Genomic DNA, 13,708 nt, shown 5'->3' on the forward strand with positions numbered 1-13,708 from the left:
TTACACCGTCAGCACGACCGGACCGGCCCCGCGAAGCGGGTCGGCTTGGTAGTGGCTTTGGTGGCGGTCATCTGAAACATGAAAGCGGCTTTACCGGGAATGAGGGGTTTTGTAAACCGCTCTTATACCCCCGGTTTATGGGCGGGGTATAGGCGCAGGCCCCGTTCTTGCTTAAGACAAGCGAAACCATAAGAGGTGTCCCATCATGAAACGCATCGCTCTGGCTGTGGCCGCGCTTTCGCTGTTTGCCCTTCCCGCTTCGGCGCAAAACCCTGTGCAGATCGACCGTGCAGGCTCGGGCGCATCCTGCCCCGGCTGCAACCTGTTTCAGGCCGATTTCTCCGGCAAGACGCTGAAAGGCAAGAACTTTGCGGGAGCGCGCCTGCGTCAGGCGGACCTGTCGAGCGGCATCTATAACGGTACGACCTTTGCGGGCGGTGACCTGCGTGACCTTAACGGGTTTGGCTCGCTGTTCGGCCATGCCAATTTCGCGCGCACCAATCTGACCAATGCCAATTTCGTCGGGGCCTATCTCGAAGGGGCCAATTTTGCGGGTGCCAATCTGAGCGGCGTCAACTTCTCCGGGGCCGAGATGGCGTCGGCGCGCGGCATCACCCAGCGCATGATGGATCAGGCCTGCGGCGACAAGACGACCGTGGCACCGAAGGGTATCCGCGTTCCGGTGTGCTAAACCTATGGGGTTTGGGGCCTGCGGCCCCAAGTCTTCATATATTCAAAATAAAAGCCTGCCGGTTTCCGGCAGGCTTTTATTTTGAAAGTAAAAAGGTTTGTGGGGTCACGGACCCCACACCCCATTCACATCAGCTCACCTTGATCGGCAGTTGCGTCCGGATATGCAGTTCCTTCAACTGCTTCTCCGTCACCTCCGACGGCGCGCTCATCATCACGTCCTGCCCCTGCTGGTTCAGCGGGAAGGCGATGACCTCGCGGATCGCCGTCTGACCGGCCAGTAACATCACAATGCGGTCGATACCGGGGGCCAGACCACCGTGCGGCGGCGCGCCGTACTTGAAGGCGTTGAGCATCCCGCCAAACTGGCTTTCGACCACATCGGCCCCATAGCCCGCGATCTCAAAGGCCTTAAGCATGATCTCCTGCTTGTGGTTCCGGATCGCGCCGGAGCACAGCTCATAGCCGTTGCAGACGATGTCGTACTGATAGGCCAGAATGTCGAGCGGGTCCTTGGTGAGGAGCGCCTCCATCTCGCCCTGCGGCATGGAGAAGGGGTTGTGCGAGAAATCGACCTTCTTCTCGTCCTCATTGTACTCGAACATCGGGAAATCGACGATCCAGCAGAAGCGGAACTGATCCTCGTCCACCAGGTTGAGATCGGTGCCGACCTTGGTGCGCGCCAGACCGGCGAACTTGTAGAAGACCTTGGGGTCGCCAGCCACGAAGAAGGCCGCGTCGCCCTGCCCCAGACCCAGAGCCGTCATCAGCGCCGTGGTGGCGTCGTTGCCGAGGTTCTTGGCGATGGGGCCGCCCCACGCGCCCTGATCCTCGGACCAGAAGATGTAGCCGAGGCCCGGCTGGCCCTCGCCCTGCGCCCACGAATTCATGCGGTCGCAGAAGGCGCGCGAGCCGCCCTTGGGGGCCGGAATGGCCCACACGGCATTGGCGCTGTTTTCGAGGATACGCGCGAAGAGGCCAAAGCCGCCGCCGCGGAAATGCTCCGACACGTCCTGCATCTCGATCGGGTTGCGCAGGTCGGGCTTGTCCGAGCCGTACTTGGCGATGGACTCTTTGTAGGGGATGCGCTGGAACGGATAGCTGGACACGCGCTTGCCTTCACCGAACTCGGTAAACAGGCCGTGCATCACCGGCTCGATGGCCGCGAACACGTCTTCCTGCGTCACAAAGCTCATCTCGATATCGAGCTGATAGAATTCCAGCGAACGGTCGGCGCGCAGGTCTTCGTCACGGAAGCACGGGGCGATCTGGAAATAGCGGTCGAAACCCGACACCATCAGCAACTGCTTGAACTGCTGCGGCGCTTGCGGCAGGGCGTAGAACTTGCCCGCATGCAGACGCGACGGCACCAGGAAGTCGCGCGCCCCTTCGGGTGACGAGGCCGTCAGGATGGGGGTCTGGTATTCCAGAAAACCCTGCGCCACCATACGGTTACGGATCGACTGAATGACGCGCGAGCGCAGCACGATGTTCTTGTGCAGGGTTTCGCGACGCAGGTCGAGGAAGCGGTTTTTCAGTCGGATTTCTTCGGGATATTCGGGCTCCCCGAACACCGGCAGCGGCAGCTCGGCGGCTTCGGACAGCACTTCGATATCCGACACCACGACTTCGATAGCCCCGGTCGGCAGGTTGGGATTGACAGTCGCCTCATCCCGCGCCACCACCTTGCCATCGACGCGAATAACGCTTTCAGCACGCAAGCGTTCAACCTTGGCAAAGCCCGCGCTGTCCGGATTGAACACCAGTTGCGTCAGGCCGTAATGGTCGCGCAGATCGATGAACAACAGGCCGCCGTGGTCGCGCTTGCGGTGAATCCAGCCCGACACGCGCACCTCGGCGCCGGCGTCGGTGGCGCGCAGCGCGCCGCAGGTATGGGTACGGTAACTATGCATTGTGAGTCTCTGAATCCGGCTCAAAAAACGGTTGGGGGCTAGGGCACATGACAGGGGCGGATTGTCAAGACTTGTGTCCGGACTCCCGGCAAAAAGCCGCCCCCGAATTTCATTTTATTTTGCAAGTGAGATGTTTTTTTGGATTTTAACCTCGGATGCACACGGATGATCGCCTGCGGCGATTGCACGGATAGTCAGACCCACACGCCTTGATCTGCTCGGGCCTTCCGTGTCTATCCGTAGTAGCTTTTCCCCAGATTAGTCCCCGAAACGACCCAAAGCCATAATGCGCCTGCCGATTGCCTTCTGCGCCCCATCTTCCTAAGTTAAGCGCATGGCGCATCAGTACCCGCTCGACCTGTCCCTGCCTGCCCCCTATGCGGCGGCGAACTTTGTCGTCTCCGACGCCAATCGCGCCCTGTTCGACCTTCTGAGGCCGCCCGCCGAATGGCTGAACCCGCATCTGGTGCTGACCGGACCAGCCGGCACCGGCAAGACCCACGCCGGCCATGTGTTTGCTGAAACGCACGGGGCGCACTGGCTGAGCCCCGGCGTGCCCGTACCCGACACCGCCACCCGGTTCGTGGTTGATGAGGCCGAAAATTTCGATCAGGAGGTCCTGTTCCACCTTTATAACCGCACGGCGGCGAACGGCCGCCTGTTGCTGCTGTCACGGCTGCACCCGGCGCAATGGACCATCCGTGTGCCCGATTTCGAGTCGCGGCTGAAGGCCATGCGCGTCGTCGATATGCCGGAACCGGACGATAGCCTGCTGAAAAGCGTGCTGAAGAAGCTGTTTGAAGCGCGCGTCATCACGCCATCCGACGACGTGCTGGAATATCTCAGCCGCCGCATGGAGCGCTCCGTGGCACACGCCCAAAAAATTGTCACGGGTCTTGAGGCATATGCCAATGGCCGCGCCTTTACCCGGTCTCTGGCCCGTCAATTTATCGAGACGAGTGAAAATATGACTTGGTTCGACGATTGGGATGAGATTTAGTTGGGCCAAAGCGCATAATAAAAAGGATTCTGAACCGCTATGCCCGCCTCCGAAACCGTCAATGACATCATCCGCACGAACGCGCCGGCGGCGGCTGAGCTTCAGCCAGAGTCTCAAATTGACCTGACCTCGGACGAGGCGCTGGGCGATGCGCTCTATATCAACCGCGAACTGTCGTGGCTGGCTTTCAACAAGCGGGTGATCGAAGAGGCCGAAAATCCGCGCCACCCGTTGCTGGAGCGGCTGCGCTTCCTGTCGATTTCGGCCAACAATCTCGATGAATTCTACATGGTGCGCGTCGCCGGTCTTCAGGGTCAGGTGCGCGAAGGCGTGCGTATCCTGTCCGAAGACGGCCACACCCCGGCCGAACAGCTTGAGGCCGTCAACAAGGTCGCTCAGGCCCTGATGAACAAGCAGCAGACCATCTGGTCCAAGCTGAAGGCCGAGCTTTCGGCCAATGGCCTGATCCTGCTGGATCACAAGGAGGTCACCAAGACCGACACGGCGTGGCTGGAAAAGCGCTTCCATGAGCAGCTTTTCCCCGTGCTGACGCCGCTCGCCATCGACCCGGCGCACCCCTTCCCCTTCATACCCAATCTTGGCTTCTGTATCGCGCTGAAACTGCAACGCCGGGCCGATGCCAAGGTGCTCTACGCGCTGGTGCCCATCCCCACGGGCGTGCGTCGCTTCTGGGAGATTGGCGGCAATTCGCGCGGTCAGAACACGCGGCGCAAATTCGTCACGCTGGAGGGCATGGTGGTCATGTTCGCCCAGCAGATCTTCCCCGGCTTCGATATTCTGGGCAAAGGCGTCTTCCGCATCATCCGCGACTCGGACATCGAAATCGAGGAAGAGGCCGAAGACCTGGTGCGTGAGTTCGAGGCCCTGCTGAAGCAGCGCCGCCTCGGTTCGGTGGTGCGCGTCAAGTTCGGCGCCTCCATGCCCGAAGACCTGCGCGAATTCATCATCGAGCAGTTGCACGCCCAGCCGCAGGACGTGACCATTGTCGATGGCATTCTGGGCATGTCCGAGCTGTCGCAGCTTATCCCGCCCGACCGTAACGACCTGAAATTCAAGCCCTACACGCCGCGCTTCCCGGAACGCATCCGCGACAATGCCGGGGACATCTTCTCGGCCATCCGCGAAAAGGACATTCTGGTCCACCACCCGTTTGAAAGTTTCGACGCTGTGGTGCAGTTCCTGCGGCAGGCGGCGCGCGACCCCAACGTCATCGCCATCAAACAGACGCTTTACCGCACCTCAAAGGACTCGCCCATCGTCGCGGCCCTCATCGAAGCCGCCGAGCAGGGCAAGAACGTCACGGCGCTGGTCGAAATCAAGGCGCGCTTTGACGAAGAGGCCAATCTGCGCTGGGCCCGCGCCATGGAACGCGCGGGCGTGCACGTCGTCTATGGCTTTGTGGAGTACAAGACCCACGCCAAGCTGAGCGTCGTGGCGCGCCGCGAAGGCGAGGCCCTGCGCACCTATTGCCACTTCGGCACCGGCAACTATCACCCGGTGACGGCCAAGGTCTATACGGACCTGAGCCTGTTTACCGCCGACCCGGCGCTGGGGCGCGACGCCATGCGCGTCTTCAACTTCATCACCGGCTATGCCCGCCCGGACGTGATGGAAAAGCTCTACTTTTCGCCCGTGACGCTGAAGCAGGGGCTGATCTATCTGATCGAACAGGAAATCGCCAATGCCCGCGCCGGCAAGCCCGCGCAAATCTGGGCCAAGATGAATTCGCTGGTCGATCCGGTGATCATCCGCAAGCTCTATCAGGCCTCGCAGGCCGGGGTGCAGATCGACCTCGTCATCCGCGGCATCTGCTGCCTGCGTCCGGGCGTGGCGGGCTATTCGGACAATATCCGCGTCAAGTCGATCGTCGGGCGCTTCTTGGAGCACACGCGCATCGTCTGCTTTGCCAACGGCCACGCCCTGCCGTCGGATCAGGCCCGCGTCTTCATCTCCTCCGCCGACTGGATGAGCCGCAATCTGGACCGCCGTGTCGAGACCCTGATCCCGGTGGACAATCCCACCGTCCACCGTCAGGTGCTAGATCAGATCATGGTCGCCAACCTCAATGACGAGGCGCAGTCGTGGAACCTGTCGTCAGACGGCACCTATACGCGCTTTGATACGACCGGCCTCGATGCGCCCTTCTCCGCCCACGAATACTTCATGACAAACCCGTCGCTGTCCGGTAGAGGTCGCGGCGTCAAGGATCTCCCCCAAGCGTTTGATCATGTCGGTGCCCGAAAGTAGCTTTGCCCCCCTTCCCGCCGCGACGGCCCTGCCCGCCGCCTACTACACGGCCGTCATCGACATCGGGTCCAACTCGGTGCGTCTGGTCATCTATCGCGTCGAGGGTCGCTCGATCTGGCCGGTGCACAATGAGAAGGTGCTGGCCGGGCTGGGGCGTGAACTGATGAGCAGCGGCCGCCTGAGCCCGTCGGGCTGCCGTGACACGCTGATCGCGCTGAAACGCTTTCGCTTTATCGTTGATTCCTACCCCCTGTCGCAGGTGCACGCCGTGGCGACCGCTGCCATCCGTGAGGCCGAAGACGGCCCGGACATGGTGCAAACTATTGAGGCCGAAACGGGCTTCAAGGTGCGCGTCCTCAGCGGGGCCGAAGAGGCCTATTACTCGGCGCTGGGCGTGCTGTGCGGCCATGATGATGCGGTCGGCGTGGTGGGCGACCTCGGCGGCTCGAGCCTTGAACTGATTGATCTGCAAGGTGAAAACGCCTTCAAAGGCATTACCCTGCCCCTGGGGCCGTTTGCGCTCGGGGCTCCAGCGGCGGTCGATATCGACAAGACCCTGACGCGCATCCGTGAGGTTCTGACGCCGCACAAGGATCGCTTTCAGTTTGCAACCTTTCATGCAGTCGGCGGTGCGTGGCGCAACCTCGCCATCATCTGGATGCAGAAGGCCAACTATCCGCTTCAGATCGTTCAGCAATTTGAGCTGCCCGCGCGCGAAGCCCTCAATATCTGCCGCCTGATCGCTACCCAGTCGCCCGCCTCGCTGGAACGCATCCGCGGCGTCACCAAGCGGCGCATGGAGCATCTGGCCTATGCGGCTCTGGTGCTTCAGGCCCTGATCGAAACCTTCGGCTTCGACACCATCAACTTCTCGGCCAACGGTCTGCGCGAAGGCGTCCTGTTTGAACAACTGCCGAAGGCCGTACAAAAGCGCGACCCGCTGATCGAAGGCTGCGCCGCTCTGGGGGCGCGTCAGGGCATCAGCAATGATATGGGGCCGGCTCTGGCCCAGTGGGTATGCGATTTCTACGATACCACCTCCGGCATCGACATACCGGATGTGCGTCTGATCCGCGCGGCCTCCAAGTTGGCCGACATGGGCGCGCTGCTGCACCCCGACCACCGCGCCGACCTCGTCTGCGATCAGGTGCTGCGTGCCCCCATTCCGGGGCAGAACCACGCCGAGCGCGTCTTCCTCGCCTCGACCCTGTTCACCCGCTATTCCGGCGACGCCTATACCAAGGAGCCGGTGCTGATCAGCCGTATTCTAGGCGATGACGGGCTTGAGCGGGCTACACGGCTGGGTCTGGCCCTGCGGCTGGGCTGCGACCTTTCGGCCAAGTCGGGCGCCCTGCTCAGCCACGCCCACCTGACGCAGCAGGGCCGCGATCTGGTGCTGGAGGCCAAGAGCGGCTGGGAAGACCTGCTCCTGGGCGAACAGACCCGCAAACGCGCCAAGGCGCTGGCCAATGCGCTGAAACTCAACCTGAAAATGGGAAGTTATTGAGGTCTGCCCCTCTCCTCCCTGTTGCGCAGCAATGGGGAGGTGCCGAGCTTGCGAGGCGGAGGGGGATGACACGGAAAAAGGCCGGGGACGCGATTCCCGGCCTTATCTGATTTCAAGGGGCCGCGCGCGTAACCGACGAAGGCGCAATCCCCCTCCGTCAGTCTGCTTCGCAGCCTGCCACCTCCCCATGCCTTCGGCACAGGGAGGCGATTTTGACTTACTTACCGGTCAGTTCTTTCACCAGCGCCTTCTGGTCATAGACCTTGTCCAGCGCTTCAAGGATGGCGGTCGAGGCCACGGTGACGGTGCGGTTGATCGTACCGTCGTAGTAGTACGCACCACCCAGAGAATGGATATTGCCGTCAAAGGCCGCGCCCACGACTTCGGCCTTGGCATTGATCACCGGCGAGCCGGAATTGCCGCCGATGATGTCGTTGGTCGAGGAGAAGTTATAGACGATCTTCGGGTCGATCTTGCCCTTGGCGGCGGCAAACTTCGGCGACAGCTCATAGGGGTCGTTGCCCGTGGCACGGTCATAAAGGCCCGCGAACTGCGTAAAGGCCGGCACGGTCTGACCGCGATAGGTCCAGCCCGTCACCTTGCCATAGGACAGGCGCAGCGAGAAGGTCGCGTCCGGATAGGTCGAGTTGCCGTAGGCCTTGAAGCGGATCTTGGCGACCTTTTCGGCGGCGATGCGCGTCGGGCCCGAAACCCTGGCTTCGTATTCCTTGCGTAGCGCCAGAGCCTGATCGTCGATTTTCAGCGCATACTGAATCATCGGGTCATCAGAGGCCTGAATGGCCGCCAGACCACCCTCCCACAGGGCCTTGCGCACCGCCGGATCACCCAGCTTCGTGCCTTCGATCAGGCGCTTCGACAGGCCTTCGGGCGATTCCTTGCCCAGCATCAACTGGGTGATGGCGTTATCGGTGGTCAGATATTCGCGCGCCTTGAGCAGGCGGAATTCGAGGAAGATGCGCTCATGCGCCGGGATGATGTTCGCCTTATCCAGAAGGCGCTTTTCCACCAGCGGCAGGCGCGTATCGGCAAATTCCGGCAGGCGCTCGGCCGACGGCTTGGCGCGCTCCTTGGCGGCACGCACCAGGGTGCGGGCATAGGAGAAGAGGCTCGACGAATTGAGCGACGAGTCGAGGAAATAGTAGGGCAGATAGAGGTCCTTGGCCGCCACCTGAACCGCCGACAGATCGGCCCACGGATCGCCATAGAGCGCCTTGTCCTCCGCGCTCATACCCGCCTTCAGGGCGACTTCCTCGGCGCGCTTGGCCTCCATGACCTTGGGGTCCTGAAGCGCCAGTTGCTGACCATAGAAGACCTTGAAGCCGTTTTCGAGGCTGGTCAGGGTATCGACGGTGATCTTCTTGTTGGCCTCAGATTCGGCGCCAAACTGGATCAGCCGGCCGCGCAGTTCCGAGCGCATCAGTTGCTGGGTCGGAATGGTCACATCGCGCAGGGTTTCAAGCTGAGAGACGGTCAACAGACGGCTGGTCGAACCGGGGTTACCCGCCACCAGCACCAGCTCGTTTTCCTTGGGCGCCGTCGTGGCGAATTTGAGGTGCTGCGGCGTCTTCACCGGCTGACCATTCTCGTACAGGCGCAGGAAGCCGGAATCGAGGTTGTAGCGCGGGAAGTTGAAATTGTCGGGGTCACCGCCAAAGAAGGCGGCCTTATATTCCGGATAGAAGACCAGACGCACATCGGTGTAGCGACGGTACTTATAGAGCTTGTACTCGCCGCCCTGATAGAAGCTGATCACCTGACAACGGATCGTCTTGTCGTCGCCGCACCCGGCCTTTTCCAGCTCAGCCGACTTGACGTTCTGCGCCTTGACGAAATCGCCGCCGGTCAGGCCCTTGGTGGCGGCATTGATGTCCTTGGTCACGTCGGTGATCGACAAAAGGATTTCCGCCGTCTGACCGGGGCAGGTCTTTTCCTCGGTTCGCGCCTTGGTCACGAAGCCGTCACTGACGTAATCCGTCTGCGGCGTAGACAGGTCCTGCGCACAGGCAATCACGCAGTGGGCATTGGTCAGCACCAGACCGTCCGGCGACACCACTGAGGCCGAGCAGCCCGACAGGCGCACCGCCGCGGCCTGCACCTTGTCCATCCACGCCTTATCGAGCGTCACACCGTAGGTCTCCTTGACCTTGGCGGAGGGGAAGTTGTCGAAGGTCCACATGCCTTCGTCGGCCAGAGCCGTACCCGGCGCGGCAGGAGCCATGACGGCGGCCAGCGCAAAGGCGGCCCCGTAGGTAAGGACGGATTTCAGCGACATGCGAGCGCATCCTGTGTAAATTTATAACAGGCTGCGGACTTTACATGAGCGCCTTTGTTGCGCAAGAAACCTTAACAGCGGCCGGATTACATTTTTGTTAGAATATCGCGCACGGCGGCGGGATAGAGCCGGTGTTCCTCTGTCAGCACCCGCGCCGCCAGCGTATCGGGCGTATCGCCCTCAAGGATCGGCACGCGGGCCTGAGCGATCAAGGCCCCCTCGTCCACCCCGGCGGACACCCAGTGGATGCTGCACCCGGCCTCGGCATCCCCGGCGTCTATGGCGCGTTCGTGGGTGTGCAGGCCCTTGTATCTCGGCAGCAATGACGGGTGAATATTGATCATCCGTCCCTCCCACTGCGTCACCAGCCACGGCGTCAGGATACGCATATAGCCGGCCAGACAGATGAATTCGACGCCACGTGCCCGCAACTCAGCGTCGATGGCGCGCTCATGCGCCTCGCGGTCCTTGCCGAAGGGCTTGTGATCAACGGCCAGCGCCTCGATGCCTTGCGACGCGGCCCACTCAAGCCCGGCGGCGGCAGGATCGTTGGACACCACCACGACACATTCGGCCGGAAAGTCCGGGGCTTTGGCAGCTTCGACAAGGGCCATCATATTGGACCCCCGTCCGGAGATGAAAATGGCGATTCTGGTTTTGTGCGTCATGCAGTCCTCCTACTCCCCCAACCTGTTTGGGGGAGGTGGCATCCGCGGAGCGGATGACGGAGGGGGGCTCGGATAAGCACCAACAACGCAGTGCTTTCGCAGCTTGCGCTGCCCCCCACCACCGCATCTCGCCGCATACATGCGGCATCGTGCGGTCCCAACGCTGACGAAAGCTATACTTTCGCTGGCGCTATACCCCAGCAAGCTGGGGAGGTATATGCCTATTCCGCGACCAACTGGCCGCAAATAAAGGCGTCTTCGCCCGCATTGAGCAGCGCCGCCAGCACCGCGTCGGCATTGTGCGGCTTCACATAGAGCACGAAGCCAACACCACAGTTAAAGGTGCGTAGCATTTCGTGTGTGTCGATATTGCCCGTCTGCATCAGCCACTGGAAGACCGGCGGGAAGGTCCAGCCGTCGAAATCGAACTCGGCCTTCAGACCCTCGGCAATGGCGCGGCCGGGGTTTTCGATCAGGCCGCCGCCCGTGATATGCGCCCCGCCGGTAACCAGACCCGCCTTCATCAGCGGCAGAACCGACGAAATATAGATGCGCGTCGGCTCCAGCAGGGCCTGAGCCAGCGATTTTTCGGTGGCAAACGGCGCATCGTCGGCCCAGCTCAGGCCCGAGAGCTCCACCACCTTGCGGATCAGCGAATAGCCGTTGGAGTGCGGCCCCGACGAGCCCAGAGCGATGATCAGATCGCCCGCCGCCTGTGCCTCCAGCTTCGGCAGCACCTTGTCGCGGTTGACCGCGCCGACGCTGAACCCGGCCAGATCGTAGTCTTCGCCCTCGTACATGCCGGGCATTTCGGCGGTTTCGCCGCCCACCAGCGCGCAGCCCGCGCGCTTGCAGCCTTCGGCAATGCCGGCCACGACGCGGCGCGCCGTATCGACGTCCAGCTTCGACGTCGCGTAATAGTCGAGGAACATCAGGGGCTCCGCCCCTTGCGCCAGCAGATCGTTGACGCACATGGCCACCAGGTCGATACCCACTGTGTCGTGGCGGTTGGTGTCGATGGCGATACGCAGCTTGGTGCCCACGCCGTCCGTCGTCGTGACGATCAGCGGGTCGTCATAGCCCGCGGCCTTCAGATCGAACAGGGCACCGAACCCGCCCAGGCTGGCCTCGGCACCGGGGCGGCGCGTGGCCTTGGCCAGCGGTTTGATGGCGTCCACAAGCGCTTCGCCCGCGTCGATATCGACGCCGGACTGGGCATAGGTAAGGCCGTTGGATTGGGGCTCGGTCATAAAAGCTAACCTTAAGTGTGCGCGCCGGAAAGCGATTTGAGGGTGATTTGCGCGCTCTATAACCGGCTTGACGCTTTTCGTCCCGCAAAAACTTGCTATAGCTATTCGCAAAATCGTCAAATCGTGCGCCGGATTGCCGCCGTGCGGTCTTCCCTCTTCATCGCCGTGGAAAAAGACGGGCATCCCCGTCGCACTTCACGCACAAAGTCGTCTTTATGCCCACCATCACCACGACCGCCGCCCTCACCGACTTCTGCGCCAAAATCGCCAGTGCCCCGTTCATCACCGTCGATACGGAGTTCATGCGCGAAACCACCTACTGGCCCAAGCTGTGCCTGATACAGGCGGCTTCAGAAGACCACGCGGGCATTATCGACCCCCTGTCCCCTGACCTCGATCTTCAGCCGTTTCTGGACCTGCTGACCGATCCGGCCATCCTCAAGGTTTTCCACGCCTGCCGTCAGGACGTGGAAATCTTCAACAATCTGGGGGCCATGCCCGCCCCGGTCTTCGACACGCAGGTCGCGGCCATGGCGGCGGGCTTCGGCGATCAGGTGGCCTACGATTCGCTGGTCCGTCAGGTGATCAAGGTCGATATCGACAAGGGCTCGCGCTTCACCGACTGGTCGCGCCGCCCCCTGTCCGAGCAGCAATTGCAGTACGCGCTGGGCGATGTGACGCATCTGGCCAAGCTCTATCCGAAGCTGGTCGAAAAGCTGAAAGCCCAGAACCGCTACGAATGGGTCGCCGCCGAAATGGCCGATCTGACCGATCCGAAGCTTTATAACACCTCGCCGGACGACGCCTGGAAGCGCCTGCGTCCGCGCAAGCCCTCGCTCAAATACATGGCGGTGTTCAAGGAGGTCGCGGCGTGGCGCGAGCGCGTGGCGCAGGAGCGCGATCAGCCGCGCGGCCGCATCCTCAAGGACGAGGGCGTGGACGAAATCGCCACCCAACTGCCCACCGATGCGGCGGCCTTTGACCGCCTGCGTTCGACCCCCAAGGGCTTCGGGGCGTCCAAATTCGGCATCGAACTGTGCGAGGTGATCCAGACGGCTCTGGCCGAGCCGGAAAAGTACGCGCCTAAGGTCGATAAGGCCCCGCCGCCGGTGCAGGTCCCGGCCAGCGTGGTGGAACTTCTGAAGGTGCTGCTGCGCGTGCGTTGCGAAGACGAAGGTGTGGCCCCGAAACTGATCGCCTCCGTGGCCGATCTGGAAAAGATCGCACTGGATGACAAGGCCAATGTCCCGGCGCTCGAAGGCTGGCGGCGCAAGGTGTTCGGCGACGACGCCATCAAGCTGAAAAAGGGCGAACTGGCGCTGGTGCTCAACGGCACCCGCGTCGAGGTGGTTGAACTGGATTAGGGTCGCGGCCAAAGGATTTAGCCACGAAAAACACGAAAATCACGAACAACGCGGTCAACCTTGGGCGCGCAGCCTTTTTATGCTTTTCGTGTTTTTCGTGGCTAGAGCGAAATGACTTAGGTGGAAACGCCATTTCGCTCTAAATTTTTGTTTTGTCGCGATGTTCTTACGGAAAACCGCTCACACTTTTCCGCACATCGCTCTAATAAAAAACCCCGCCGGGCGTACCGGCGGGGTTTTTAAGTTTCGGCAATAGGCCTCAGATTAACCGACGATTTCGGCTTCCGAGAAGAACTGCGCGATTTCGATGGCAGCGTTTTCGTCGGAGTCCGAACCGTGCGCGGTGTTTTCGCCGATCGACAGGGCGAACAGCTTGCGGACGGTGCCTTCGGCGGCCTGTTCCGGGTTGGTGGCGCCCAGCACTTCACGGTACTTGGCGACGGCGTTTTCGCCTTCCAGAACCTGAACGACGACCGGCGCGGCCGTCATTTGCTCAACCAGTTCGCCGAAGAAGGGGCGCTCCTTGTGGACGCCGTAAAAGCGCTCGGCCTGAGCCTTGGTGAAGTGAACGCGCTTTTGAGCGACGATGCGCAGGCCGGCGGCCTCGATCACGGCGTTGACGGCGCCGGTGATGTTGCGGCGGGTAGCGTCGGGCTTCAGGATGGAGAAGGTACGGGACATGGGAAATCCGTTTTGTCTTGCGTTTAGGTTGGGGCGGCTTATAGCGAGGCCGACGGCTTACGCCAACCGCTTTT

The 13,708-nt window shown here is 61.7% G+C and carries 10 protein-coding genes; 5 read left to right on the top strand and 5 right to left on the bottom strand.

What is annotated here, in order from left to right:
- The first annotated feature begins 205 nt into the window (after positions 1 to 205).
- Positions 206 to 691: a pentapeptide repeat-containing protein gene (locus tag AACH73_RS15445; RefSeq protein ID WP_272742538.1), complete on the top strand. Its 486-nt coding sequence runs from the start codon at positions 206 to 208 to the stop codon at positions 689 to 691.
- A gap of 130 nt (positions 692 to 821) precedes the next feature.
- On the opposite strand, the gene aspS is transcribed toward AACH73_RS15445, so the two are convergent.
- Positions 822 to 2,603, bottom strand: coding sequence for an aspartate--tRNA ligase (aspS, locus tag AACH73_RS15450; RefSeq protein ID WP_272742539.1), 1,782 nt, complete (start codon positions 2,601 to 2,603; stop codon positions 822 to 824).
- A gap of 334 nt (positions 2,604 to 2,937) precedes the next feature.
- Between aspS and AACH73_RS15455 the strand changes: the two genes are divergently transcribed.
- From AACH73_RS15455 to AACH73_RS15465, 3 genes are read left to right on the top strand one after another with little or no spacing between them, the layout of a single operon-like run.
- Positions 2,938 to 3,603, top strand: coding sequence for a DnaA/Hda family protein (locus AACH73_RS15455; protein ID WP_272742540.1), 666 nt, complete (start codon positions 2,938 to 2,940; stop codon positions 3,601 to 3,603).
- A gap of 39 nt (positions 3,604 to 3,642) precedes the next feature.
- Positions 3,643 to 5,871, top strand: a complete 2,229-nt coding sequence (locus AACH73_RS15460; RefSeq protein WP_338735805.1) for an RNA degradosome polyphosphate kinase — start codon at positions 3,643 to 3,645, stop codon at positions 5,869 to 5,871.
- Positions 5,852 to 7,378 carry a Ppx/GppA family phosphatase gene (locus AACH73_RS15465; protein ID WP_272742542.1) on the top strand — a complete coding sequence of 509 codons (1,527 nt, stop codon included), beginning with the start codon at positions 5,852 to 5,854 and terminating at the stop codon, positions 7,376 to 7,378. Before AACH73_RS15460 ends, AACH73_RS15465 begins: the two co-directional genes overlap by 20 nt.
- Positions 7,379 to 7,595: 217 nt before the next feature.
- Here AACH73_RS15465 and AACH73_RS15470 read toward each other — a convergent pair whose 3' ends face one another.
- The 3 genes from AACH73_RS15470 to purM all read right to left on the bottom strand — a co-directional run bounded on the left by AACH73_RS15470 (position 7,596) and on the right by purM (position 11,589).
- Positions 7,596 to 9,671, bottom strand: a complete 2,076-nt coding sequence (locus AACH73_RS15470; RefSeq protein WP_338735806.1) for a S46 family peptidase — start codon at positions 9,669 to 9,671, stop codon at positions 7,596 to 7,598.
- A gap of 86 nt (positions 9,672 to 9,757) precedes the next feature.
- Complete coding sequence (gene purN, locus AACH73_RS15475) at positions 9,758 to 10,339, bottom strand: phosphoribosylglycinamide formyltransferase (RefSeq protein ID WP_338735807.1); 582 nt, start codon at positions 10,337 to 10,339, stop codon at positions 9,758 to 9,760.
- Between the two features lie 221 nt (positions 10,340 to 10,560).
- Positions 10,561 to 11,589: a phosphoribosylformylglycinamidine cyclo-ligase gene (gene purM / locus AACH73_RS15480; protein ID WP_338735808.1), complete on the bottom strand. Its 1,029-nt coding sequence runs from the start codon at positions 11,587 to 11,589 to the stop codon at positions 10,561 to 10,563.
- Positions 11,590 to 11,804: 215 nt separating this feature from the next.
- Between purM and rnd the strand changes: the two genes are divergently transcribed.
- Positions 11,805 to 12,953: a ribonuclease D gene (gene rnd, locus AACH73_RS15485; RefSeq protein WP_272742546.1), complete on the top strand. Its 1,149-nt coding sequence runs from the start codon at positions 11,805 to 11,807 to the stop codon at positions 12,951 to 12,953.
- Between the two features lie 264 nt (positions 12,954 to 13,217).
- Here the strand turns inward: rnd and ndk are convergent, their stop codons facing one another.
- Entirely contained in the window at positions 13,218 to 13,634 is a 417-nt protein-coding gene (ndk, locus tag AACH73_RS15490; RefSeq protein WP_013480483.1) for a nucleoside-diphosphate kinase, read from the bottom strand.
- Between the last annotated feature and the right edge of the window lie 74 nt (positions 13,635 to 13,708).

It is taken from the genome of Asticcacaulis sp. DW145 (genome assembly GCF_037101385.1).
Taxonomy (GTDB): domain Bacteria; phylum Pseudomonadota; class Alphaproteobacteria; order Caulobacterales; family Caulobacteraceae; genus Asticcacaulis; species Asticcacaulis currens.

Coding starts and splice junctions, on each gene's coding strand:
- AACH73_RS15470 (WP_338735806.1), bottom strand. CDS start 9,671: ATGTCGCTGAAATCCGTCCTTACCTACGGGGCCGCCTTTGCGCTGGCC.
- aspS (WP_272742539.1), bottom strand. CDS start 2,603: ATGCATAGTTACCGTACCCATACCTGCGGCGCGCTGCGCGCCACCGAC.
- AACH73_RS15465 (WP_272742542.1), top strand. CDS start 5,852: ATGTCGGTGCCCGAAAGTAGCTTTGCCCCCCTTCCCGCCGCGACGGCC.
- AACH73_RS15445 (WP_272742538.1), top strand. CDS start 206: ATGAAACGCATCGCTCTGGCTGTGGCCGCGCTTTCGCTGTTTGCCCTT.
- rnd (WP_272742546.1), top strand. CDS start 11,805: ATGCCCACCATCACCACGACCGCCGCCCTCACCGACTTCTGCGCCAAA.
- AACH73_RS15460 (WP_338735805.1), top strand. CDS start 3,643: ATGCCCGCCTCCGAAACCGTCAATGACATCATCCGCACGAACGCGCCG.
- purM (WP_338735808.1), bottom strand. CDS start 11,589: ATGACCGAGCCCCAATCCAACGGCCTTACCTATGCCCAGTCCGGCGTC.
- AACH73_RS15455 (WP_272742540.1), top strand. CDS start 2,938: ATGGCGCATCAGTACCCGCTCGACCTGTCCCTGCCTGCCCCCTATGCG.
- ndk (WP_013480483.1), bottom strand. CDS start 13,634: ATGTCCCGTACCTTCTCCATCCTGAAGCCCGACGCTACCCGCCGCAAC.
- purN (WP_338735807.1), bottom strand. CDS start 10,339: ATGACGCACAAAACCAGAATCGCCATTTTCATCTCCGGACGGGGGTCC.